Source organism: Pantanalinema sp. (genome assembly GCA_036704125.1).
In the GTDB taxonomy this organism is placed as follows: domain Bacteria; phylum Cyanobacteriota; class Sericytochromatia; order S15B-MN24; family UBA4093; genus JAGIBK01.
The window spans coordinates 1-23306 of sequence record DATNQI010000100.1 but is presented as its reverse complement, the minus strand read 5'-3'; the positions used below and the strand labels follow the sequence as shown (position 1 = coordinate 23306).

General features: G+C 68.9%; 27 protein-coding genes. 14 read left to right on the top strand and 13 right to left on the bottom strand.

The genetic code is table 11. The features are described 5' to 3' along the window. Nucleotides 1–126 precede the first annotated feature (126 nt). A complete protein-coding gene (locus V6D00_16135; GenBank protein ID HEY9900709.1) occupies nt 127–1530 on the top strand; it encodes a dihydrolipoyl dehydrogenase in 1404 nt (467 codons plus the stop codon). Here V6D00_16135 and V6D00_16130 read toward each other — a convergent pair. Then, nucleotides 1516–2781, bottom strand: coding sequence for an ATP-binding protein (locus tag V6D00_16130; GenBank protein HEY9900708.1), 1266 nt, complete (start codon nt 2779–2781; stop codon nt 1516–1518). The genes V6D00_16135 and V6D00_16130 overlap by 15 nt on opposite strands. A gap of 287 nt (nt 2782–3068) precedes the next feature. Between V6D00_16130 and V6D00_16125 the strand changes: the two genes are divergently transcribed. From V6D00_16125 to V6D00_16115, 3 genes are all read left to right on the top strand, one after another. After that, the gene (locus V6D00_16125; GenBank protein ID HEY9900707.1) at nt 3069–4196 is read left to right on the top strand and encodes a 3-oxoacyl-[acyl-carrier-protein] synthase III C-terminal domain-containing protein; all 1128 of its coding nucleotides are present in this window, start codon (nt 3069–3071) and stop codon (nt 4194–4196) included. Between the two features lie 110 nt (nt 4197–4306). After that, a complete protein-coding gene (locus tag V6D00_16120) occupies nt 4307–5089 on the top strand; it encodes a hypothetical protein (GenBank protein HEY9900706.1) in 783 nt (260 codons plus the stop codon). Between the two features lie 44 nt (nt 5090–5133). Continuing rightward, nucleotides 5134–5289: a hypothetical protein gene (locus V6D00_16115; protein ID HEY9900705.1), complete on the top strand. Its 156-nt coding sequence runs from the start codon at nt 5134–5136 to the stop codon at nt 5287–5289. Here V6D00_16115 and V6D00_16110 read toward each other — a convergent pair. The 3 genes from V6D00_16110 to V6D00_16100 are packed head-to-tail and all read right to left on the bottom strand — an operon-like array spanning nt 5286 to nt 6852. Continuing rightward, nucleotides 5286–5987, bottom strand: coding sequence for an SDR family oxidoreductase (locus V6D00_16110; GenBank protein ID HEY9900704.1), 702 nt, complete (start codon nt 5985–5987; stop codon nt 5286–5288). The genes V6D00_16115 and V6D00_16110 overlap by 4 nt on opposite strands. Then, nucleotides 5984–6445, bottom strand: a complete 462-nt coding sequence (locus tag V6D00_16105) for a 6-carboxytetrahydropterin synthase (GenBank protein HEY9900703.1) — start codon at nt 6443–6445, stop codon at nt 5984–5986. The genes V6D00_16110 and V6D00_16105 overlap by 4 nt, the downstream gene beginning before the upstream one ends. Beyond that, a complete protein-coding gene (locus V6D00_16100) occupies nt 6442–6852 on the bottom strand; it encodes a 6-carboxytetrahydropterin synthase (protein ID HEY9900702.1) in 411 nt (136 codons plus the stop codon). The genes V6D00_16105 and V6D00_16100 overlap by 4 nt, the downstream gene beginning before the upstream one ends. A 230-nt stretch (nt 6853–7082) precedes the next feature. Between V6D00_16100 and V6D00_16095 the strand changes: the two genes are divergently transcribed. Beyond that, nucleotides 7083–8165 (top strand): VWD domain-containing protein, encoded by a 1083-nt coding sequence (locus V6D00_16095; GenBank protein ID HEY9900701.1) that lies wholly within the window; start codon nt 7083–7085, stop codon nt 8163–8165. Nucleotides 8166–8270: 105 nt separating this feature from the next. Continuing rightward, a complete protein-coding gene (locus tag V6D00_16090) occupies nt 8271–8504 on the top strand; it encodes a hypothetical protein (protein HEY9900700.1) in 234 nt (77 codons plus the stop codon). Between the two features lie 30 nt (nt 8505–8534). Here the strand turns inward: V6D00_16090 and V6D00_16085 are convergent, their stop codons facing one another. Next, a complete protein-coding gene (locus V6D00_16085) occupies nt 8535–9932 on the bottom strand; it encodes a C45 family peptidase (GenBank protein HEY9900699.1) in 1398 nt (465 codons plus the stop codon). Between the two features lie 140 nt (nt 9933–10072). Here V6D00_16085 and V6D00_16080 point away from each other — a divergent pair, with 140 nt between their 5' ends. The 3 genes from V6D00_16080 (at nt 10073) to V6D00_16070 (ending at nt 11982) form a co-directional block, all read left to right on the top strand. Then, nucleotides 10073–10246: an SEC-C metal-binding domain-containing protein gene (locus V6D00_16080; protein ID HEY9900698.1), complete on the top strand. Its 174-nt coding sequence runs from the start codon at nt 10073–10075 to the stop codon at nt 10244–10246. A gap of 90 nt (nt 10247–10336) precedes the next feature. Continuing rightward, a complete protein-coding gene (locus V6D00_16075; GenBank protein HEY9900697.1) occupies nt 10337–10627 on the top strand; it encodes a hypothetical protein in 291 nt (96 codons plus the stop codon). 62 nt (nt 10628–10689) lie between these two features. Continuing rightward, complete coding sequence (locus tag V6D00_16070) at nt 10690–11982, top strand: GGDEF domain-containing protein (protein HEY9900696.1); 1293 nt, start codon at nt 10690–10692, stop codon at nt 11980–11982. A gap of 10 nt (nt 11983–11992) precedes the next feature. Here V6D00_16070 and V6D00_16065 read toward each other — a convergent pair whose 3' ends face one another. The 3 genes from V6D00_16065 to pepP form a co-directional block, all read right to left on the bottom strand. Then, entirely contained in the window at nt 11993–12253 is a 261-nt protein-coding gene (locus V6D00_16065; protein HEY9900695.1) for a hypothetical protein, read from the bottom strand. 110 nt (nt 12254–12363) lie between these two features. Continuing rightward, nucleotides 12364–12942, bottom strand: a complete 579-nt coding sequence (locus V6D00_16060) for a CoA pyrophosphatase (GenBank protein ID HEY9900694.1) — start codon at nt 12940–12942, stop codon at nt 12364–12366. Between the two features lie 4 nt (nt 12943–12946). Further along, a complete protein-coding gene (gene pepP / locus V6D00_16055) occupies nt 12947–14257 on the bottom strand; it encodes a Xaa-Pro aminopeptidase (protein HEY9900693.1) in 1311 nt (436 codons plus the stop codon). A gap of 138 nt (nt 14258–14395) precedes the next feature. Between pepP and V6D00_16050 the strand changes: the two genes are divergently transcribed. Both V6D00_16050 and V6D00_16045 read left to right on the top strand, forming a co-directional pair. Continuing rightward, the gene (locus V6D00_16050) at nt 14396–15964 is read left to right on the top strand and encodes a HEAT repeat domain-containing protein (GenBank protein ID HEY9900692.1); all 1569 of its coding nucleotides are present in this window, start codon (nt 14396–14398) and stop codon (nt 15962–15964) included. A gap of 24 nt (nt 15965–15988) precedes the next feature. Next, nucleotides 15989–16882, top strand: a complete 894-nt coding sequence (locus V6D00_16045) for an RluA family pseudouridine synthase (GenBank protein HEY9900691.1) — start codon at nt 15989–15991, stop codon at nt 16880–16882. Here the strand turns inward: V6D00_16045 and V6D00_16040 are convergent. Continuing rightward, nucleotides 16866–17171: a hypothetical protein gene (locus V6D00_16040; GenBank protein ID HEY9900690.1), complete on the bottom strand. Its 306-nt coding sequence runs from the start codon at nt 17169–17171 to the stop codon at nt 16866–16868. The two genes, V6D00_16045 and V6D00_16040, sit on opposite strands and share 17 nt — an antisense overlap. Before the next feature lie 121 nt (nt 17172–17292). Next, a complete protein-coding gene (locus V6D00_16035; GenBank protein ID HEY9900689.1) occupies nt 17293–17640 on the bottom strand; it encodes a hypothetical protein in 348 nt (115 codons plus the stop codon). A gap of 171 nt (nt 17641–17811) precedes the next feature. On the opposite strand from V6D00_16035, the gene V6D00_16030 reads away from it, so the two are divergent. After that, the gene (locus tag V6D00_16030) at nt 17812–17973 is read left to right on the top strand and encodes a hypothetical protein (protein HEY9900688.1); all 162 of its coding nucleotides are present in this window, start codon (nt 17812–17814) and stop codon (nt 17971–17973) included. A gap of 17 nt (nt 17974–17990) precedes the next feature. Here the strand turns inward: V6D00_16030 and V6D00_16025 are convergent, their stop codons facing one another. After that, the gene (locus V6D00_16025) at nt 17991–19331 is read right to left on the bottom strand and encodes a TldD/PmbA family protein (GenBank protein ID HEY9900687.1); all 1341 of its coding nucleotides are present in this window, start codon (nt 19329–19331) and stop codon (nt 17991–17993) included. A gap of 4 nt (nt 19332–19335) precedes the next feature. Next, nucleotides 19336–20754: a TldD/PmbA family protein gene (locus V6D00_16020; GenBank protein HEY9900686.1), complete on the bottom strand. Its 1419-nt coding sequence runs from the start codon at nt 20752–20754 to the stop codon at nt 19336–19338. A gap of 54 nt (nt 20755–20808) precedes the next feature. Here V6D00_16020 and V6D00_16015 point away from each other — a divergent pair, with 54 nt between their 5' ends. Both V6D00_16015 and V6D00_16010 read left to right on the top strand, forming a co-directional pair. Beyond that, nucleotides 20809–21063, top strand: coding sequence for a PspC domain-containing protein (locus V6D00_16015; protein ID HEY9900685.1), 255 nt, complete (start codon nt 20809–20811; stop codon nt 21061–21063). Between the two features lie 278 nt (nt 21064–21341). Next, complete coding sequence (locus V6D00_16010) at nt 21342–22337, top strand: Tim44 domain-containing protein (protein HEY9900684.1); 996 nt, start codon at nt 21342–21344, stop codon at nt 22335–22337. A 50-nt stretch (nt 22338–22387) separates the two neighbouring features. On the opposite strand, the gene V6D00_16005 is transcribed toward V6D00_16010, so the two are convergent. Continuing rightward, nucleotides 22388–23236: a YiiX/YebB-like N1pC/P60 family cysteine hydrolase gene (locus V6D00_16005; GenBank protein HEY9900683.1), complete on the bottom strand. Its 849-nt coding sequence runs from the start codon at nt 23234–23236 to the stop codon at nt 22388–22390. Nucleotides 23237–23306 lie beyond the last annotated feature (70 nt).

The following is a 23306-nucleotide window of genomic DNA, read 5'->3' as shown; positions in this document are numbered from 1 at the left end:
CGCGTGGAGCGCAGTATACAAAACTTAGGCCGCGGACCAAACGCACGACCACTGGGCAAACGCGCGTGAGCGGGGGATAATGAGCGGTCTTGCCCGCTCAGCCGATACAGGAGAAGCCTGCCCCTCATGACTCACTTCGACGCGATCATCATCGGGGCCGGGAGCGCGGGCTACAACGCGGCGCGGATCCTGGGCGCGCACGGCAAGTCGGTCGCGATGGTCGACAAGGGGCCGCTCGGCGGCCTCTGCATCCTTCGCGGGTGCATGCCCACCAAGACCATGCTGCGCACCACCGACGTCCTCCAGCTGATCCGCGAGACCTCGGAGCTCGGGATCGAAGTCGAGGGCGTGAGGGCGGACTTCCAGGCCATCATGGCGCGGCAGCACCGGCTGGTGAAGGGCTTCCAGGCCTACCGAGTCGAGGGCATCCGCAAGGCGCCCAACGCAAGGCTCATCCAGGGGTCGGCCCGCTTCAGCGGCCCCGACCGCATCGAGGTGGACGGCGTCACCTACACCGCGGATCGCTTCCTCGTCTCCACCGGCTCGACCCCCTCGGTCCCCGCGGTGCCGGGCCTCGCCGAGGCGGGCTACATCACCAGCGACGAGGCCATGGACCTCACGCGCCTGCCGGCGAGCCTGATCGTGTGGGGCGGCGGCGTGATCGCCCTCGAGCTCGGCCAGTTCTACGCCCGGCTCGGCGTCAAGGTCACGATGATCGTCCGGGGCGAGCACGTCCTCTCGCGCGAGGACCTGGACGTCCAGGAGGTGGTCGAGGCCGCCATCGCGGCGGACGGCATCACCCTCCTCCGGGGCGTCAAGCCCCTCTCGGTCGAGCGCCGGGACGGCCTCAAGGCGATGACGCTCGCGCAGGGGGATCGCACCATGGTCCTCGAGGCCGAGGAGATCCTGGTCGCCACCGGCCGCACCCCCCTCATCGCCCCGCTCGACCTGGCGGCGGCGGGCGTCGAGGCACCGAACGGCCTCATCCGGGTGGACGCCCGGATGCGCACCAGCAACCCCGCCATCTTCGCCGCCGGCGACTGCCTGGGCGACTTCTTCCTGGTGCACGTGGCCATCCAGCAGGCGGAAGTGGCCGCCCACAACATGCTGGACAAGTCGCCCGCGCGCACCGCCGACTACCGCCTTCTGGCGAGCGCCATCTACACCGACCCCAACGTCGCGCGGGTCGGCCTCTCGGAGAAGGACGCGGCCGCCGAGGGGCGCGAGGTGCTCGTCGGCAAGTACGCCTTCGAGGACCTGGGCAAGGCCGAGTGCATGGGCAAGGGTGCCATGCAGGGCTTCGTGAAGCTGCTCGCCGATCCCGCCACCGGCGAGATCCTGGGGGCCGCCATCGTGGGGCCGGAGGGGGCGGATCTCATCCACGAGCTGATCGTGGCCATGGAGTTCCGGTGCACGGTCGAGCGCCTCATGCAGATTCCCCACCTGCACCCGACGCTCGCGGAAATCATCACCTATCCGGCCGAGGAGATCGCCGAAGAGCGCGCACGCCGGGGGCTAGCCCTCGGCTAGATCCCCCTCGCGGGGGACGGGGAGCTCGAACCAGAAGGTGCTGCCCTCTCCCGGGGCGCTGCTGAAATCGATCCGGCCACCGTGGGCCTCGACGAAGCCCTTGGAGATGGCGAGCCCCAGGCCCACTCCGCCGTCCTCGCGCGAGAGGCGGTTGTCCACCCGGTGGAAGTTCGAGAAGAGCATCCCGCGATGCCCCTCGGGAATCCCGATGCCCGTGTCGCGGACCTCGGTGCGGACCATCCGCTCCGCGAGGGACACCCGGACGTGGACGCTCCCTTGCTCGGGGGTGTACTTGATCGCGTTGGAGACGAGGTTGTTCACCACCTGGGTGAGGCGCAAGGGGTCGATCTCCAGCATGGGGATCTCCGACTCCACCGCGAGGGTCAGGGTCTGGCGCTTCCTGTCGCTGATGACCTTCAGCTGCCCCACCACGTCGCGCATGAGATCGGCATAGTGGAAGGCCCTGGGCTCCAGGCGGAACTTGCCGGCATTGAGGCACGCCAGATCCAGCAGATCGTCGACCAGGGACTTGAGCTGGAGCGAAGCGCCCGAGATGCGCGCCACGAAGCTGCTCTGCTCGGGGTTCATTTCCCCTGCGGCACCGTCCTCGAGCAGCTCCGCGTAGCCCTGGATGGTCGCAAGGGGGGTGCGCAGCTCGTGGCTCACGGCGTTGAGGAAGCCCGTCTTTACCCGGTCCACCTCGCGCAGCTCGTCGATGACGTGCTCGAGCTGGCTGTTGGTGAGGCGCAGCTGGGTCGCCTTCTCCGTCAGCTCGGATCGAAGGCGATCCTGGGTCATCGAGGAGCTGAGCTGAGCGGACATCGCCTGTAGGCATCGCAGGACAAAGGCCTCGTCCTCGTAGGCCTGCGGGCTGAAGAGGGCAAGGGCCCCGAGCGCGCCGCGCAACGACACCACCGGGGCGACATAGCAGGCCTTGAACGCCGAGGAGACGCAAAACGCCCCAACCGCGTGCGCTGACGCCCCCAGGGCCGTGACGGCCAGGGGCTCGACCCGGTCGAAGCTCCGGAAGACGGGGCTGCCCTGGCGGAAGCGATCGGTCTGCGCGATGGCGTTGTTCGCCGCCACCTCGGCTTCGGAGAGCGCGTAGGTGCCCTTGAGCTGGAGCGCCTCGAGCCGGGGATCCCAGAGCCAGAGGGTCAACCGCGCCTCCCCCAGCGTCTCGTTCACCCGGCGCGTCGCCACGTCCAGGACTTCATGAAGCGACGTGGCGATGCTCAGCTCGTGACTCATCAGGCACAGAGCATCGAAAACTCGTTGTTGTGACAAGCTTTCCCCCTGCTGCTCGGTTATGAAACCAGCGCCAAGTATAACAAACGCCGGCACGTTCAGGTGCTTTTCTGACTTTTTATGAGGCTTTAAGACGCCCATAAAAAGTTTAACACAGTGGCGGGAATAATAATCAAGTGGAACGATGCCCGTAAGATGCTTCGTTACTTTCGTTGTCAAATCTCACGGTCACCGGCGACCCAGGTCAGCTCGTTTCCCGTCACCTACGATCGGCGAAAGGATGTCAGCCCATGCAGATGCGCCAGACCACGGTTACCAAGGCCCCCGCCCTTGCACCTTCCATCTCCATCGCGACCTACCAGAGCATCCCCGTGCTCGGTCTCGGTACCGCAACGCCGCCCTCCTACTCGCAGGCCGACCTCTTCGAGCAGTTTGGGTACACGGGCAACGCCTTTGCCGCAGCGATCGTCGCTGGCGCCAGCATCGACACCAGGAATTTCAGCGCTCCGATCAAGGATCTGCTGGCCTCGGCGACGGCGGACACCCTGGGGGCCTATCATCGCGAGCACGCTCCGCGGCTGGCCGCCGAGGCCGTGTTGAAGGCCTCAGGCTCGAGCATCGATCCGCGCGAGCTGGATGCGGTCATCACCGCCACATCCACCGGTTACATGATGCCGGGCATCGCCGAGGTGCTCTGCGAGACCTACGGCATTGGGAGCCGCTCGGCGCTTCGCTATGACCTGGTGGGGCAAGGATGCCTCGCTGCTTTCCCGGCCATGCAGATCGCCCGTGCCCTCATCGTCTCGCAGCAGGCCAAGAAGGTCGCCGTCGTCTGCACGGAAGTCCAGGCAGCGCTGTACAACCCCGCTCAAGACCCGAACGACAAGTCCGTGATCGTCCAGCAGCTGCTGTTCGGGGAGGGCGCAGGAGCCATCATCTTGGCAGCGGAAGGCGACGGCGAGTCGGAGCAAGGAGCGGCCTACCCCTCGATCCTCGACTCGCAGCAAGAGCTCGCACCCGACTCGCTCAACGCCGTCGCCCTCAAGCAAGGCACCGTCTGGGAGGGGCTGCTTGATCGCGCGGTGCCTGACATCGCGGGCAGCGTGCTGCCCAGAGTGGTCGAGCGCCTGCTGAAACGTCACGGCCTCTCACTGGCTCAAGTCAAGCACTGGGCCTTCCATACCGGCGGTCGCCGCGTTCTCGAGGTTTGCCAGGGCGGGCTGGGGCTGACGGATGCTCAGATGGCTCCGAGTTACGAGGTTCTGAGGCTGCACGGCAACATGAACTCTTGCTCGGTGCTCTTCTCGCTCGACAAGCTCTTGGCCTTCAACAAGCCGGAAGCGGGCGACATCGGCATCATGGTGGCGGTGGGACCGGGCATGACCGTAGGCGCCTTCCTCGTGCGCTGGGAGAGGTGAGCTAGCGCCGACTCGCCGTCTTGGGCGGGGCGTCATCGCACAAGATTTCCTACATTGGAGCGATAAGGTTATAATTACTTTGTCTTTGCATTGTAGAGAAATGAGAAGCGATGACCTCCCGCCCCGACGCCGCCAGCTTCGCTGAAGCCCTGCCGGACCTCTTCGAAAGGGTCTACGCCCCCGAGACGACCTACCTTGGCTGCGTCGTCGCGCTCATCGATGCGATCCGAGCCGCGACGGACTGGGATCGCGCCGTCTACTCGGAGATCCGGCGTCATCCCGAATACTCGGAAGTCGTTTACATGTCGGAGGCAGAGGGTCTCCCCGGCACCCTCTTTCCCCAGGAGATTCCGTGCCCGAACTTCTCGGCGGTCGATTTCTCCGAGCGGGTGGGTGGCTACGTGGAAGTGGCTGCCACCTCACCGATCGCCTTTCCGCCATCGCTCGAAATCCCCCCCGAGATCCTGCTGGTCGAACGCCTCATCCAGGCGTTCATGCGGTCCCAGGGGATCCAACGGGCCGTCTACGCGCCAAAGCGCCTGACCCCGAACTTCGCGCCGCTCATCACGCTGCACCGCTGTGCCAGCGATGATCCGCTGAGCGATGCGGATCGCGAGACCCTCAAGCTGGGGCACATCGTGCTCAAGGAGATCGTCCAGCGCAAGCGCTGGCGCTTCCGCATTCCTGGCCACTCGACCGATCACGACCGCATCATGCCGATGCTGGCGGCGGGCTGGGATGTCGCATGCATCGCCGAGACCCTGGCGATCCCGCTGCGCGAGGTCCGAGCCATGCGGGACCACATCCTGATCGAGCTGGAGAACCAGTACGGCATCCGGACGCCGGAAGCCGCCGTCATCTTCCTGCGCGGAGAGCTCGCCAAACCGGTATAATGGCGTCTCGCCCTCACCCGCTCCATGCGCTCGAAAGGACTCCCATGTTTCCTGGCTGGTTCCTCCCGGTGGCCCTTCTCTCCTTGCTCGGGGGGTGGATCGCGGTCGTCGTCACGCTGGTGCTGATGATCCGATCCAAGCGCGCCGCGCGCCTGGCAGCCGAGGCCCTGCAGGCCCAGGCCGCAGGCTCCGAGGGCTAGACGTCCCCCCTCGAGGGCTCGACGATCACCTCGGCCACCCGCGTGCGCGCGGGCTGGCGCAGGGCAAACGCCACCGCGTCCGCCACGTCCTCGGGCCGCACCATGCCGGCGCGCTGCTCGGCCGACATCCCCATCCCGTCCCAGAGGGGCGTGTCGGTGGCGCCCGGGTAGATCGCCGTCAGGCGAATCCCCGTTCCCTTCAGCTCCTCGGCCAAGGCCTGACCGAAGCCGTCCAGGGCGAACTTGGAGGCGCAGTAGGCGCTCCAGTTCGGAAACGCCCGCTTTGCTGCCACGGACAGGACGTTGACCACCTGCCCGCCGTGCTGGGCCCGCATGATGGGCAGCACCGCACGCGTGCAGAGGAAGGGCCCCATCACGTTGACGTTGAGCTGATGGGCGAACTGGTCGGGGGTGATCTCCTCGACCGGGGCAACGTGCGCATGGCCCGCGTTGTTGATCAGGGCGTCGATCCGGCCCCATTGCTCCATCGTCCTGTCCACGAGGCCCTGGACCTGCACGGGATCGGTGACGTCGAGAGGATGGGCGATCGCCTCGGGCAGCTCCGCGGCGAGCGCATGGAGGGGGGCATGGGAGCGCGCCGCGAGCACCACCCGGTAGCCCTCGAAGGCCAGGCGGCGCGCGATCTCTGCCCCGATGCCGCGGCTCGCGCCCGTGACGATGACGACGCGCTTGATCATGAGGGATCTCCTTGGTGAGTGGCGAGGGAGTCCTCGCCGCGGTACTCGAAGAAGTTGTTGCGGGTCTCCTCGAGCCGGATTCGCGCGAGGCTCACCCCCTCGGGGAAGGCTCCGTCGAGCCACGACCAGATCATGGCGGTCACCACCTCGGAGGTCGAGATGAAGGCGTCGGGATCAGGATCGGGCCCGAACTCCCGGACCCCGATGAACTGGTGGTCGAGGCGCGACAGCACCCGCTCATGGACGATGCGCTCGAACAGAGGCAGATCGACCAGCATGCCGGTTCGCGGCGCGACGGTCCCCTTCAGCGTCACCTCCAGCACGTAGTTGTGGCCGTGCCCGCCCGGGTTGTTGCAGTCCCGGTAGAGCTCGCGGTTGGCCTCGTCGTCGAGAAAGGGGCTGTGAAGACGGTGGGCCGCCGAGAAGCGAAAGACCCGCGTGAGCGCCGCGCGCCTCATGCCGACTCGCCCTCGTAGTCGGCGAACAGGTCCTCGCTCTCGTACACCCGAACGCGCGCCAGCTCGCAACCCGGGATCTCGCCCTCGAGCAGCTCCCAGACCCGGATGGCGATCGCCTCGCAGGTCGGCTGGGTGTCCCTGAAGTCGTCCATGTCGAAGTTGAGGTGCTTGAAGTCGTAGCGGGAGATCACCTTCTCCTGGACGACGTCCTTGAGGTCCTTCAGGTTGACGATCATGCCGGTGCGCGGCGCGATCGTCCCGCGCACGCTCACGTCCAGGACGTAGTTGTGGCCGTGGCCGTGGCGGCTGGCGCACGGGCCGAAGAGCCGCTGGTTCTCCTCGAGGCCCAGGGCCTCGTCGTAGTAGCGGTGGGCGGCGGCGAACCTGAAGCGTCGGGTGATCAGCATGGGTCTCCCTCTCGGGTGGGGGCGCGCAAACCGGCCCCCCTGGCCTCGACCGACCTCATTATACCGGGTCCAAACGCCTCCTAGCCAGGCTTGCACGCGCGGAGATTTAGCGCAAGCGCGACGGAGTTTTAACGAACGCTTGATACTGTTCGACAAGCTTTAACGTGATTCCCGGCATAAGAGAAGGGGTTGTCGTTCATCATCCCCCGTTTACGCAAAGGAGCTTCACCATGGCTGACGGCACGATTTCGGCGCGGTTTTCCGAGGGAATCCAGCCCAGGTTCGCCGAGCCGGCGAAGCCCGTCGAGCAGATCGCTCCCATCGAGTCCTCTCCGGTCACGTCCCGCGCGGCCGAGCCCATCACGCCTCCGCCCGCGCCCGACACGACCGCCGTCGTGAGCTCCGGCAAGACCTCGGAGATCGTGCTGCGCGACTCGTCGCCGGTCGACGTGTCCTCGCCCACCAAGATCGACCCCACCTTGGGCAACGTCATCGACCTTCTGGATGGCCTGCTCGGCCTCATCGGCGGCGATGACGAGGGCGACGAGAAGGCCGAGGGCAATCCCGTCGGCAAGCTGCCCGGGACCGCTCCCGGCACCACCGTCAAGACGCCCGAGGAGAAGGACGAAGAACCCAAGAAGGTCGAAGAAAAGAAGGAGGAGCCCAAGAAGGTCGAGGAGAAGAAGAAAGAGGAGCCCAAGGAGAAGATGGGCAAGCCTCAGAAGTTCCTCTCGGTGGCCGACCCCCACATCACCACCGCCGACGGCGGCAAGTACGACAACAAGAAGCAGGGCGACTTCGTCCTGCTCAAGTCCGACAGCGGCGACCTGATGGTCCAGTCCCGCCAGGAGCCCATCAAGGGCAGCTCCGGCATCTGGCAGACCCAGGCCGCGGTCAAGACCGACGGCAACACCGTCCAGTTCGACGCTGCGAGCAAGACCGTCACCATCAACGGCAAGGCCTACCCCTTCGAGGCGGGCAAGGACATCCAGCTGCCCGGCGGCGGCCACGTGAAGATGAGCAAGGACAAGTTCGACAGCGGGGTCCCCTACGATCGCCTGGAGGTCTTCACCAAGGACGGCGACAAGATCAACATGCTCAACATCAAGCGCAACGGCTCGCAGTACCTGGACATCTCGGGCACCGTCTCGGGCGATCGCGACAGCGGCAGCGTCAAGGGCACCGTCGGGGCAATGGACGCCGACACCAGCAGCGACAACGACATGGTCCTGCGCAACGGCAAGACCACCAAGGACCTGGACGCCATGCTCGATGACTGGCGCGTCAACTCGGGCGAGAGCATCCTCAAGTAACCTTCGCCGAGATTTACCCCGCCTGCCCCGCGATGCCGCGGGACGGGCGGGGTAAGTCGTTCTTGGGTCCCCACGTACGGGCCCGGAAAGGGGAAGATTCCCGGCATGAGCAAGACTTTCATGGCCTCTCTGGCGGCCCTCGGCACGGTGCTCGGAGGCTGCGCGCTCGCCAGGGTGCAGCCTTCACCGGCCGCGCTCGCCAGCGACACCGCGCCCCGGGCGATCGCCCGGGCCCTGCTGGGCGAGCGCCCTCTTGGCGCCGGCTCGCAGGTCGGGGCCGATCCCGAGCGGCTCGCCGCGAGCTACCGCGCGCTCACCCTTCACCTCGAGACCAGGTAGCCCCCTCGGCCGCGAGCCCTGCGCGGAGCGCTAAGGCGCGAGCGCGGGGCTCGCGGTCGCGCTTGGGGGGCCAGGCAGGCGAGGGACGGGCACCGACGACGTGCTCGACAGCAGCTCGGCCAGCCCGAAGGCCTCGAACTGCGCCGGGCTCTCGAGCGTCTCGCGCCCCTGGGCCAGGTAGAGCGTCTCGGCCTCCAGGCTGCGGACGGCGCTGAGCACCGTCGTGACCCGGGCGGGGGCGGCAAGGGTGAACGGGCCGAGGCGCAGGCCCGGCACGGCCGCGTCGAGGGCGACGGCGCGGTCGCTGAGAATCTCCATGGCCCGGCTCACGTCCAGACGGCCGAAGGAGCCCTGCAACATGCCCACCAGGCGAGACTCGCGCGCGGCCGCGTCGGGATCGCTCCCCGCCACCTCCCGGAACGCCTCCGCGTGATAGGCGCTGGTCACGGCGATGGCGGCAGGGACGGGGCGAACCTGGATGCGATCGCGGCCCTGCCAGGCATCCGAGACGGTCTGCCCCACCTCCAGGACGCGCGCCCCTTCGCGCGTGGCCATGGTGAGCAGCAAGCCCTGCCCGGCGCGGGGGCGAAGGGATCGAACCAGGGCCTCGGCCTGGTCCAGGGTGGCGCAGCTCTGCGCGACGCGCCGGGTGAGCAGGCCCGCCGTGACGCCCGAGGCGTTGGCCCAGCGCATGCGAGCATCGTTGGCCGCGAGGCTGAGTCCCCGCTCGTTCCAGGCCATCCCGCCGTCCATCACCCGCCCGACGAAGCCCGGCTGGACAAAGGCGTAACCCTTGGATGGATGCTGCACCCTGATCAGGGCGAAGCGGTGCAGCTGGCCGTACCCCAGGCCGCTGACGCTCGCGCCCACGAGCGTCGCCCCGCCGATGGTCGCCGGGCCCCGGGCGACGAAGGCCGCCGACCCGAAGACGGGACGCAGGGGGACGCCCAGACCCAGCCAGGAAGCCGGGGGCCCCCAGGGCGCCTCGGCCTGCATGACGAGGATCTGGTCCTCGCTCATGCCGGATCCGTCGGCGAGGCCCTTGATCTCGGCGCGCTCGTCGGCGGTGTAGGCGGAAGCCAGAGAGCGGGCATACCACGCGTAGGTGAAGCCGGGAAAGGGCTTGAAGGCTGCGAACAGCTTCCCCTCGTAGTACTCGCGGTAGAAGGTGCGAAGCTCGTCGCGCAGGAGGTAGCCGTGCTGGAAGCCCTGCTCGTAGGGGCTGCCCTCGGTGGTCAGGACCAGCTCGCCCCGGAGCCGCTCCAGCTTGCCCTTCTTCTGGGGGATGGTGCGCAGCACGGTGCGCTCCTCGAGCCGAGGGCCGTTGGGGGCATTGGGGATCGGGTCCCCGCAGCCCGAGAGCGCCGCGACGAAAGACGCGAGGGCGAGGGCCAGGAAGCGACGGTTATGAGGACGAGCGGCAGGCATCGACGCGATTATACCCCAAGCCAGGGCGCTTGGGGTCGAGCGCTTCATCTCGTATATAATTGACGGGCTCGTATCAGGACGGGCTCATCTAAAGGACGGGCTCGTATCACATCGCGGGAAATCCCCGCCCCGGAGGCGCCATGCACGACCACGACCACGACCACTCCAGCTGCGGCCACGATCACGGCCACCACCACGGCCCCCAGACCCCCTACCTCGCCGGCGAGAAGGTGGGCCGCAACGATCCCTGCACCTGCGGCAGCGGCAAGAAGTACAAGAAGTGCTGCATGGCCGCGGAAGCCGCGGGCGTCTAAGCTTCCAGGCGCTATCGCTCTGGCCCGGTCGTCGCTTGCGACCGGGGCCACCCGGCGCTAAGCTTCCCTTCCGAAGGAAAGGGGGCCGCCATGATCACGTTCTCGCTGCCGGTCTGGGGGGTGGTCCTGAGCCTGGTCCTGCTACTGGTGCTGTGCGTGGCGGGCGCCGTCGGGCTGACGGTGCTCGTCAGGCAGTTCATCGAGGGGGTGCCCGACTTCCGGGGCAGCGTGCCCATCAACGACCTCGCACCAGACGCCTACTCGCGCGCGGACACGCCCACCGCCCCCCCGGTGGACGACCAGACCCGGCGCGACCTGTTCGCACTGGCCCGCGACGAGGTGGGGTCGGTGGGCGACTGGCGCTCGGGGGGGCAGGACTGAGGCGACCCGCCCATCGTGACGCTTGCACTTGAACCCGCGCCGCGCGCCCCTATGATCGCATCATGCCCCGCAAGCCCGCGTCGTCCATTCCCCCGCTCGAACCTCGCCAGCGCCGCGCGCTGAAGGCGCGGGCCTTCGCCCTGCTCGTCGCCTGCACCGCGAGCGTCGGGGCCTACGCGGGATCGCGCTTGGCCCTGGGCGCGGCGCTCGGCCTCGATCCCGATGCTTCGAGCTTCGTCGCGGGGGGGCTGGTGGCCCTCGGGCTCGGGCCCCTGCGGCGCATGCTGCGGCGTCCGCGCCGCGCGCCGGGGCTCGATCCGCGCGCTGCCGGCTGGAGGGGCCTCGCGGAGGCCACCCGGTCGGCCAAGGACCTGAGCGAGGTCGCCCGCCTCATCGCCTCGCGCCTTCAGCAGGGGCTGGATGCCAGCCAGGCCTTCGTCTGGCTGCCGCCCCCCGGCGACGCCAGCCTCCACCTGGTGGCGGGGCAGGGGCCCTACCCGACGACCCTGGTGCTTCCCGAGTTCTCGCTGCGCGAGTGGCTCGCCTCCGGGCAGCATGACCCCTGGCTGGTCGGCTCGAGCGCCGACGGCTTCCCGAGCGCCTTCGACCAGCTGATGTTCCAGGTGGGCGCGCGCGCATGCCTGCCTCTCACCCTGCACGGCGAGCTGATCGGGCTCGCCACCATCGGAGCCCGGCGATCCGGCCTCCCCTACGGGAGCGCCGAGCTCAGGGCCATGGCCGAGGCCGCCCCCGCGTGCGCCCAGGCGATCGCCCCTTTCCTGTTCAAGGCCGAGCAGGCCCTGCACCGGACCAAGCTCGAGGCGGTCAGCAGGCTGTACCTCGACGCCCAGAAAAAGGCGGTGACCGACGGGCTCACCGGCCTGACCACCCACCTCCACTTCCAGGAGCAGCTGGCCAAGCGCTTCTTCGAGGCGCGCCGCTTCGAGCAGCCCCTCAGCCTGATGTTCATCGACATCGACCACTTCAAGCGGATCAACGACACCTACGGCCATCCGACCGGCGACGAGGTGCTGCGGGAGGTTTCGCGAACGGTGCAGGCCTCGGCCCGGGCGTGCGACACCGTCGCCCGCTACGGCGGCGAGGAGCTCGCGGTGATCCTGCCCCAGACCGAGCGCGAGGGAGCGGCGATCCTCGCCGAGCGGCTGCGCGAGGCCCTCCAGGAGCTCGAGGTCCAGGAGACGAGCGGACCGCGGCGCGTGCGGCTGAGCGCCTCGATCGGCGTCGCCCAGCTCCAGGACGAGGACCTGACGCCGGGCGACCTGCTGGAGCGGGCCGATCGGGCCGTTTACGCCGCGAAGCGCCAGGGGCGCAACCAGGTGATCTGCGCGGGCTAGGCCCCGCTCTTCAGTGCCCGGTGCCGGGCTCGATGCGGGTGCCGAACTGCACGTCGCCCGTCGGGTCGTCGTAGAGGTAGCCGTGAGTGCCCTCCGGCAGGTCGGGCCCCTCGAGCTCGGCCTCCCAGGAGAGGTTGCGGTAGAAGACCGCCTTGAGGCGCACTTTCGGGCCGAGGGTCGCGTGGGCGCGCCGCTCCAGCTCCTGGATAGCCTCTTGCCGGCTCAGCTCTTCGACGGGCTTCATGGCCATCCTGTCCTCGCGTATGCCCATCGCAAAGCCCTCCCTTTCATGGCCAGCCTCGATGCCGCCTGTGGCATGGTACGCCATCTCGAGGCGGCGCAGCCACGGCGGCATCGGCCAAATCGCGGAGCCGGGGCTCGTCAGCGAACGGCCGGACCATCCTGGGACCGCGGGGGCATCCCTTCGCGCAGGCGGTCGACGAACTGGCGAGTGATCCGGGCGGTGGCGCCCCACACCCGCACCCCGTCGGCCTCGAAGGCGTCCCGGGTCCAGGGGCTGGCGCTCGGGTCGCTCACCAGCGGGATCAAGGCGGGGTCCAGGAGGTCGACGACCGGCACCCGGATGAGCCGGGAGAGCTCGTCGGGGTTGGGGAAGAAGGCGTAGGGCATCGAGACCTGCCCGACCACCGGCGTGATGGTGAAGCCGGTAGGGGTGATCACGTCGTCGAGCACCCCCAGGACCTCGACGGCGCCGGGGTCGAGGCCGATCTCCTCGTGGGCCTCGCGCAGCGCGGTGGCGACCAGGTCCGCGTCCTCGGGCGATCGCTTGCCTCCCGGGAAGCACACCTGCCCCCGGTGCGCCCCGTGTCGCTCGGAGCGCAGCGCGTAGAGCAGGAAGTCCCCCGAGGGGTCGAGGCAGACGGGCACCAGCACCGCCGAATCGGTCCGCGCGGGGTCCGAGGATCGGCGGGACCGGTAGCCCGCGAACGCCGCGTACACGGTCCTACCGCGAAGCGGCCATAGAAGCCTGCATCAGGCGCTCGATCTCCTCGACCGCCTTGGGGACCTGGTGGGTGAGGACCTCGTGGCCGTCGGGCGTGACGAGCACGTCGTCCTCGATGCGGATCCCGATGTCGGCGTAGCGGGGATCGACCCCCTCGTGGCCCGCGCTGAGGTAGAGGCCGGGCTCGACGGTCAGCACCATGCCGGGCGCGAGGGTTCGCCACTCGCCGTTCACCTTGTAGGCGCCGACGTCGTGCGTGTCGATCCCGAGCCAGTGGCTGGTCTTGTGCATGTAGAAGGGCTTGTAGGCCTCGGCGGCCACCAGGGCCTCCACCTCGCCCGAGAGGATGCCGAGCTTGACCAGCCCCGCGGTCAGGACGCGCACCGCCGCGTCGTGAACCGCCTGGAAGCTCACCCCGGGCCTGATCGCGTCGATGGCCGCGAGCTGGGCCTCGAGCACCACCTCGTAGACCTCCTGCTGGGCGGGGCTGAAGCGCCCGCTGACCGGGAAGGTGCGGGTGATGTCGGAGGCGTAGAAGCCGTACTCGGCCCCCGCGTCGATGAGCAGGAGATCGCCGTCCTTGAGCACGGCGTCGTTCTCGACGTAGTGCAGGATGCAGCCGTTGGCCCCGCCGCCGACGATCGAGCCGTAGGCGGGCCCCATGGCCCCGCGGCGCTTGAAGACGTACTCGATCTCGGCCTGGATCTCGTACTCGTGCATTCCCGATCGGGTCGCGGTCATGGCCCGCGTGTGGGCCTCGGCGGCGATCGAGGCCGACTTGCGCATCAGGTCGATCTCCGCAACCGACTTGAAGAGGCGCAGCTCGTGGAGGATCTCGGTGGGGTCGTGAAGGGTCGAGGGCCCGCTCACGCCGCTGCGGGCGCGGGCCTTGTAGCGCTTGAGCAGCGCGAGGATGCGCTCGTCCCAGGCCTTGTTCTTGCCGAGCTGGAAGTGGAGGTGCTCCTGGTTGTCCAGGTAGGTTTCGATCACCTTGTCGAACTGGTCGATGGTGTAGGCGGCGTCCACCCCGTAGTCGGCCAGCGCCCCCTCGGTGCCGGCGCGCCTGCCGTCCCAGGTCTCGCGCTCCTTGTCCCGCGCGCGCACGAAGAGGATGACCTTGTGCTCGGGGTGATCGGGAGCGAGGACCAGGACGCTCTCGGGCTCCTTGAAGCCTGTCAGGTAGAAGAAGTCGCTGTCCTGCCGGTACTCGTGGTCGAGATCGGCGGTGCGGACGGTGATGGGGGCGCTCGGAAGGATGGCGACCCCATGGCCCATGGCCTTCATGACGGCTTCGCGGCGGCGCTGGTACAAGTTGGACTCCCTTCGGTCGGCGATGCGGCTCTTGTTTCATCGCCAGCTTCCATTCTACTGCGGCGCGCGCCGCCCGTCACGGACGTTAGCCCTGCAACGGTTCCGGGGATAACGAAGCAGGTAGGCGGAGGTATCGACGTGGAGACTCGCACCCTGGACGCACGCACCCCAGACGCTCGCGCCATTGAGGCGCGCGTCGCCAGGCCCTCGCGCGAGGGGCTCGCAGAGAGCCGCGGCGACTACGCCGACGTGCTCGCGCACCTCAAGGCCCTCACGAGCACCGACCTCGCGACGCGGTCGCAGGCGGTGAGGGGGCTTGCCCAGGCGGGAGATTCGCGCGCGGTCGAGCCCCTCATCCAGGCGCTCGCCTGCACGAGCTGGAAGATCCGGGTCGAGGTCCTCGAGGCGCTCGGCGCCCTCAAGGACCTCAGGGCCGTCTCGCCCATGCTCGAGGCCCTCGGCGACCCCGAGTACCGGGTGCGCGCCGCGGCCGTCTGCGCCCTGATCGACTTCAACGACAGCCGTGCGGTCGAGCCGCTCATGCGCGCCCTCAAGGACCCTCACCGGCTCGTGCGCGCTCGCGCCGCCGAGGCGCTCGGGACCCTGGGCGACGCCAAGGCCATCGAGAGCCTGGTCTCGGCCCTCATGGACCCTTGCCGGGACGTGCGCCGCCACGGCGCCCTCGCCCTCAACCAGCTCGGCAGCAGCCGCGCGGTCGAGCCGCTCATCCAGGCCCTGACGGATCCCGACCACGGGGTCAGAGAAGCCGCCGCCGAGACCCTCGGCGAGCTCGGAGACGATCGGGCGGTCATCCCGCTCCTCTCGGCCCTTGGCCCCCGGGCGCTCAGGAAGGGATCGTTCGCCATCCCCCTTTTGCCTTCTCTTTCTCGCCGGCAGCGCAAGCGCGCAGAGGGGAGCGAGGGGGCAGACGAGCGCCACGCGAGCAACGCCGCGGTCCGCGTCACCGTCATCCGGGCCCTCCAGCGCCTGGGAGACTTCCGGGCGGTCGAGCCGCTCGTCTGCACCCTCTCGGATCCCGAGCACCGGGTCCGGGCCGCCGCCGTGGATGCCCTGGCCGACTTCTGCGACAGGAAGGCGCTCGCCCCTCTCGTCAGGACCCTCAAGGACGCCAACCGCACGGTACGGGTGCGGGCCGCCGAAGCCCTCGGCCTGATCGGCGACTCCCAGGCCGTGGACGGCCTGATCCAGGCCCTGCAGGATCCCAGCCGCGACGTGCGACGCCGCTCCGCGCTCTCCCTCAAGGCCATCGGGGACAGCCGCGCCATCGACCCCTTGATCGAGGCCCTCTGGGACCCGGACCAGGGGGTCCGCTTCGCCGCGGCCGAGACCCTGGGGGACCTGGGCGACGTGCGTGCGGTCAAGCCTCTGCTCGCCGCGCTCAGCATGCAGAAGCCCAGCGAGACGTTCTGGGAGCGGATCGGCCTGGTCAAGAAGCCCCTCAAGCAGGCCGGACGCCCCGGCAAGCAGCGCCGAGCGAAGGACGCGGCGGAGGAAGAGCCCCCCCTCACGTTCCGGCAGGTGGTCGCAGGGGCATTGGAGCGCATCGGCGACGAGCGCGCCCTCGCCTCCATCCACCCCGAGGCCCCCGAGGCCCCCGACGAGCTCCGCGCGCCGGATCGCCCCCGCAAGCCGCGGCCGAGCGAGCCCGAGGCGGATCAGGTGCTCGCGATCGAGGCCATCGAGTAGTCAGGGAGTGCTAGAATACCCCCCATGGCTGAACGCATGACCTTCCACGCCCTTTCCGACGCCCGGCTCGACGTCTTCTTGGCCGAATCGCTCCCTTCGATCGATCGCATCGAGGCGCGCCGCTGGATCGAGGCGGGCCGCGTCGCGGTAGACGGCTCGCACGTCAAGCCGTCCCTGCGCCTCTGGCCGGGGGCCGCGGTCCACGTCACGCCGCCCGGGGTCGAACCTAGCGCGGTGACGCCCGAGGACTTGCCCCTCGACATCCGGTACGCCGACGACGAGCTGGTGGTGGTCAACAAGCCCGCCGGCATGGCGACCCATCCGGGGCCGGGCTGGTGGAGCGGCAGCGTCTTCAACGCCCTGCTCTTCCACATCCCCCACTGGCCGGGCATCAGCGGCGTGGCGCAGCCGGGCGTCGTCCATCGCCTGGACCGCGACACGAGCGGGCTCCTGGTGCTGGCCAAGGCCGAGAGCGCCCACCGCCATTTGCTCGCTCAGGTCCTTGCGCGCTCGATGGAGCGGGTCTACCTGGCCTGGGTCGAGGGAGAGCTCGCGGGGGAGGGCCTGATCGACGCGCCCATCGGCCGGGACCCGGTCGAGCCAGGGCAGATGAGGGTCAGCCCGGACGGGAAAGCGGCGCGGACCCGCTACCGCTCGCTGGAGAGCCGCGAGGGGCGCACCCTGCTCGAGCTGAGGCTCGAGACCGGGCGCACCCACCAGATCCGGGTGCACCTGTCGCACCTGGGGCACCCCATCCTGGGCGACATCCGCTACCACCCCGCCCCGGCGCCCGGGCCCATGGCCCTTCACGCGGCGCGGCTCTCGTTCGAGCACCCGACCAAGGGCCCCATGGCGTTCGAGGCGCCTGCGCCCTCGAGCTGGGCGGCGTTCCTTGGGGAAGTCAGTCCTCCTCGATGACCTTGATCGCCTCGTCGAGGCCGACGCGGGTCGCGATGGGCTCGAAGTCGATCATCGCCGCGTCCTCGTAGAGCTCCCGGGGATAGACGTTCGCGGCGACGACCGCCGGGATGGGGTCCTCGTGCGAAATGCGATCGCGCGTGCCCCCGCTGGGCAAGCATTCCGGATGCGTCTGGCCGTCGAAGAGGATGATGCGGATGTTGCCGATCCGGTCGAGCAGCTCGACCGCGACCTCGGGGTGCCGCGCCGTGAGTTCGGCCAGCTCCCTCACCTTTTCCGGCTGGGCCATGGGGGGCCTCCTCTTCAGTTTCAGTCGCTCGTGACGACGCCGCGCGCGACGCCCTCTGGGATCACGATACGACACGCCTTGCGGTCCTCGAAGCGTCAACTGAAGGTCGCACCCCTCGGCGCTAGCCCGGATCGGCCTCGGGGTCGAGCTCAGGAAGCGGCACTTCCACCGGCAGGGGCACCCGGCAGTGGCCGAGCGGGATGCCGATGCTCACGACCGTCTCGTGGAGGGCGTGGATCGGCGCGCGCATGTTGAGGCGAGGGCCCTCCGGCAGGACATCGTAGGTCTGGATCAGCTTGCGGTAGGCCCCGATGACCCGAGCCGAGGCGGTCGACTTGCCTCCCTCGTCGTTGCGGGCGTCGAACTGGACGTAGGCCCCGAGGGCGGACTGCAGGGTGTGCATGCAGGAGATGACCTCCTGCACGGTCGGAAGCGGGCGAGCGCCCGCGTTAAGAGGTTGATCGCTCACGGCTCCATCCTTTCGGCCCGGCCAGGCAGCTTGAAGGCCTGGTGGCATCCTACCGCGCCCGCGCGGGGCGTGTAAAGGCAACGCGCGGCAGGACCTTGCGCGGCAGCTGAGGGCTGGGCTACGCTGCGGGAATTGTTGCGATTTGTTAATCAAGCCCCAGGGAGGTGGCGGATGACGAACCCACAGCAGGCCCTCTCGGTCCTCGTCTGCGTCCTGACCGCCATGGCGCTCGGGGTGGTCGCCCGCCTCCCGACCATTCACAGCCGGCTTCAGGCGCCGGATCGAGCGCAGCCCGCCTGGTTCCTCACCGAGGAGGGCGGGGGCCGACGCTAGGCCGGCCCCCGAGGGCCCTAGGCCCCTGCGATCGCAAGCTCCTTGACCAGCACCGAGGGCGAGCCGATCCCGGAGGTGAACCACTCGAGATCGCTGGCGACCTCGGCGATCTCCAAGAGCAGGGCGTAGAAGTTGCCCGAGATGGTGAAGTTGTGGATGGGCGAGCGCTTCTTGCCCTCCCACCAGAAGCCCTGGGCCTGGAGGCTGAAGTCCCCCGAGATCACGTTGGCCCCGGCGTGAAGCCCCGTCACCTCGGTGACGATGACGGCCCGCTCGAACTCGGCGAGGATCGCCTCGGGCTCGCGCTCCCCGGGCTCCAGGTACAGGTTGGAGGGCGCGACCTCGACGGTGCCCTTGTAGCCGCCCCGGGCCGCATGGCCCGTCGAGGCCACCCCGGCCTGGCGCGCGGTCTCGGCGTTGTGCAAGAAGCCCTTGAACACGCCCCCCTCGACCAGCCGCACGACCTTGGAAGGGCAGCCCTCGTCGTCGAAGGGGCGCGCCCCGTAGCCCTCCACGTTGAGCGGATCGTCGACGATGGTGATGACGCTCGCGGCGATCGCCTCGCCGATCCGGTCCTTGAGCAGGGTCTTGCCCTCCTGGGCGAGCTTGCCCGAGAAGATCCCGGAGAAGACCTGCAGCAGATCCCCCATGGGATCCGACTCGATCAGGACCGGGTAGGTGCCCGACTGGGGCTCGCGGGCGCCGAGCTTCTCGGCGGCGCGCGCGACGCCCTCGCGGGCGATCGCCTCGGGATCGAGCGCTTCGAAGTCGCGCACGGCCTTGACCTGGTAGTAGTTCTTGTTCTGGCCGTCCGCGTGGAGCAGGGGCACGGTGGCGAGCCACGCGAGGCTGCTCTTGAAGCTGCGATCGACCCCTGCGGTGCTCGCGACCCGGACGAAGCCGTGGGTGTCGGAGTACATGGTGCTCGTCACGTTCTTGATCCGCGGGTCCGCGGCCTTCGCGACGCGCTCGAGGGCCTTGGCCTTGTCGATCTTGACCGGCACGGCGATCTCGGCGAGCGCGGGGCGGTGCAGGCCCAGCTCGGCCGTCTCTCCCTCGAAGGAGGCGAGCGCCGCTCCCACCGACTCGGGGATGAGGCCCGCGTTGGTGATCGCGGCCTCGAGGGTGCGCAGCATGGCCTCGGCCGAGAGGTCCTCGGTGTAGGCGTAGCCGACCTTTCCGTCCTTCACGACGCGGATGCCCGCCCCGCGCGAGTCCGCCAGCGAGAACTGGTCGACCTCCTGGTCCTGGATGCGGATGGTGGTGGCGGTGGCGGCGCGCAGGTAGACCTCGGCCTCGACGGCAGCCTGGGTCGCGGCCGCGAGCACGGCCTGGATCTCGGTGGTGTAGGTGTTCATCTGCTTAGCTCCTTCCGCCCACGACGATCTCGGAGACCCGGACCGGGGGCTGGCCGACGTTGACGGGGATCGAGCCGCTCAGCGAGCCGCACATCCCGGCCGCATGGGCCAGGTCGCTGCCCACCATGTCGATCTTCTGGAGGATGTCCGAGCCGTTACCGATCAGGGTCGCGCCGCGCACCGGCTCGCAAAGCTTGCCGTCGCGGATGACGTAGGCCTCGCGCACCGAGAAGTTGAAGTCCCCCGTGCCGGGGCTGACCGATCCGCCGCCCATGCGCTTGGCGTAGAGGCCGTAGGGCACCGAGGCGATCAGCTCCTCGAGCGAGTGGGGGCCCGGGGCGATGTAGGTGTTGCGCATGCGGCTGGTGGGCGCGAAGCGGTAGCTCTCGCGGCGGCCCGAGCCCGTGGGGCGGTAGCCGGTCTTGCGGGCGCCGAGCCGGTCGACGATGTAGCTGACGAGCTTGCCGTTCTCGATGAGGGTCGTCTTCTCGGTGGGCATGCCCTCGTCGTCGATGGCCGTCGAGCCCCACTCGGCCTCGAGGGTGCCGTCATCCACCACCGTCACGCTGGGGTGGGCGATCCGCTCGCCCATCTTGCCCGCGAAGACCGAGGCGCCGGTCGCGACCGAGGTGGTCTCGAGCAGGTGACCGCATGCCTCGTGGAGGATGACCCCGCCGAAGCCCTTGTCGATGATGACGGGCATCTTGCCGGAAGGGGCGTAGCCCGCCTTGAGCATGGTCATGGCCTGCTCGGCGGCGGACCGGGCGAGGGCCTCCACGTCGAGCGCGTCGATCCACTCGTAGCCGCGCAGGGCGCCCGGCGACTCGGCGCCGGTCTGGAACTCGGTGCCATCCGAGGCGATCGCCTGGATCGCCAGGCGGACGTAGGGCCGAAGGTCGCTCGCCAAGAGCCCCTCCGAGTTGGCCACCAGGACGCGCTGCACCCACTCGGTCAACGAAACGTCCACCTGCGAGATCTCGCTGGCGAAGGCCCGGGCCGCGCGGTCGGCCCGCGAGAGCAGGGCGACCTTGAGCGCCGAGGGCACCTCGCGCGGGTCCCGCTCGAAGGGATGGACCCGACCGCGCGGCGCGCTCACCAGCGCCGAGGCCGGGTGGCGCTCGGAACCCTGGTGGGCCTGGCTCACCGAGCGCGCCGCGAAGAGCAGGCTCTCGCGCGAGAGGTCGTTGGTGTGGGCGTAGACCGCGCGGGTGCCGTAGAGCACGCGGATGCCCGCCCCCAGGACCTGGCCGCTGGCGGCGTCCTTGACCTTGGAATCGAGCAGGGAGATGCGGCTGGTCGCCTTGTCCTCTACGAAGATCTCGGCGAAGTCGGCGCCGTTCGAGAGGGCCGTATCGAGCACGTCGCCGATCAGGCGGCGATCGAGTAACTCTGGCGCACCCGCGGGGGCGGTGGTGGGTTCCATGGGGACTCCTTACGTGGGGCGGTCGCGGGCGACGGGCACCCGCTCTAGGCAATCGTGGACCTCCTATTATACCATTCATGGCGTATCCCCTTGATCAGGAGGTGTCCTCGCCATGGCCTCGCCCCCCTCGCGCCTCGTGCGCTCCCGCAATCACCGCATCGTCGCAGGGGTCTGCGGAGCCTTGCCGATCGCTTCGGCATCTCGCCGATGGCCGCGCGCCTGGTCTGGCTGCTGCTCAGCCTCCTGCCCGGCCCCATGTGGGTCCTCTACGTGATCCTGTGGCTGGTCATGCCAGCCGCCGAGACCTAGCCCTCACTTGACATCTCGGCGCGGTGTGGTAAGATGCCTCCATTCAAAACTTAGGGGAGTAGCCGCTGCCGCCCAAAAAAAGGCAGACGCAGGCATCGTCAACACAGCCCTTCTGGGCTCGGTGCCCGCGACGAGCGACAGCTCGGGAGCAAGACCTTGGTATTGAGCAGGCCGTCGCCCGCTCATCCAAGGTCGTGCTCCTTTTTGGCACGTCCCGATGAGCAGACGACGGATCTCGTTTTTCCCCGTCCTCGGACGGCGACTCACAGGAGGTTCATTTGAACGCTCGTAAAATTCTCGCCATCGCAGCTCTCGGCATCTTCCTCGGCGGGGTCGTCGCCGAAGACGCCTCGGCGCGCGCCGGCCGCTCGGCCAGGTCGGGCGGGTACTCGTCCATGGGGGCGCGCGGCGCGCGCACCTTCGACAACAACGGCATGCAGGGCATCCAGCGCACCCGGCAGTGGAACAACCCCGCAGCCTCGGCAAGGACCAACCCGCTCCAGCAGAACAAGCCCTCCTGGTTCCAGCGCAACCCGTTCATGGCGGGCCTCGCCGGCGCGCTCGCGGGCAGCGCCCTCTTCTCGATGCTGGGCGGCCTCTTTGGAGGCTTCGGCGGCATGGGCGGCGGCGGTGGCGGCGGCTTCCTGACGCTGCTGTTGCTCGGCGGCCTGGCCTTCATGGCCTACCGCATGCTCAAGAACCGCCAGCAGCCGAGCTACGCGCCGGGCAGCCAGGGGGCCCCCTCGGACCCCTTCGGCAGGCAGACCTTCGACCAGCCCTCGCAGTTCGGCGCCCAGGCGCCCACCATCACCGACATCGGCGGCTACCGCCAGACCAAGGAGCAGGGCCTCGCGGCCATCGCCCTCAACAGCCCCGGCTTCAAGACCGAGCAGACCGAGGATGCCCTGTCGGGCGTCTTCTTCCGGGTCCAGGAGGCCTGGTCGAGCAACGATCAGGCGGCCCTGCGCGGCCTGACCACCCCCGAGATGTTCGACTACTTCCGCGAGGACCTCGACACCATGGCCGGCCGAGGCGAGCGCAACGTCATCAAGAACATCGTCATGCGCTCCTTCGAGCTCACCGAGGCGTGGACCGAGGACCGCGAGGAGTACATCACCGTCAAGATCTACGCCCGCCTCGTGGACTACATGGAGCGCCACGGTCAGGTGGTCGAGGGCTCGACGAGCGAGCCGGTCGAGTTCAAGGAGGCCTGGACCTTCAACCGCACCCGCGGCGAGGACGACTGGCGCCTCTCGGCCATCAACCAGTACTAACAGCCGAAGCGGGGCGCTCTGATGAGCGCCCCGCTTTTTCTCGATCGCCTCTAGTCGTGGTTGAGGCGGTAGACCACCGCGAGGTCCGGGCTCTTGCGGAAGTCCTCGTTCATGACGAGCCGCCAGCCGCCCTTGACCTTGTGGGGCTCGACCCGCGCGACCCCGGTGCGGGTCAGGATCCGGTAGACCAGCTCGGTGCAGTAGAAGCGATCGTCCGCGTCGGTCATGAAGAGGGTGTCGTAGTCCTTGCCGACCTGGGCCCGGGAGAAGGCGATCGCGTCCTGGAGCTTCTCGGGCGTCCAGCGCGGCCTCAGGACCACCACCTTGTCCCGCTCGGCGCGATCCAGGTAGGCCGTCAGCGTCTCCTCGCGCACCCCGATCATCTTGCGGCCGAAGCCCTCCTGGGCCAGGGCGTGGACGATCACGTCGTCGCCCAGGTAGAAGATCGCATGCACGAACGAGCTGTTGTTGCCGCACTGGATCACGTCCCCGGGCTGCAGGGCGCGGCTCAGGGCGGCGCGATCCGCCGGTCCGATGGGCGGGACGTCGTCGACCGTTCCGGGTTTGCTGAAGTGGCGCTTCACGATGGCGCCCGAGAGCTTGTAACCGAGCGTGCGCAGGACCTGGCTCTTGTCGAGGGCGCGGTACAGCAGGCCCGCGCGCGGCCCGACGAACGGATCCGACGACGCGGCCTCCAGCGAGGCGGTGCCTAAAAAGTCGCCCGAGAGCCGCTCGACGATGGCCGAAAGACGCGCCTCGTCGCCGCCGGAGAGGGATTCGGCCGCAAGCTGCGCGTCGTCGGAGGCGCTCAGCTGCGAGGCCGAGGGGGTCCCGAGGCCGCAGCCTGCAAGCGAGAGGGAAAGCGAGAGCAGCAGCAGGGGCAGGGCGATCTTCTTCATGGGGGACCTCGTCGTGCGGGGGAGGGCTTGATTGATATCTCGTTAAATCCCCGTCAAATCTTGCTTCATG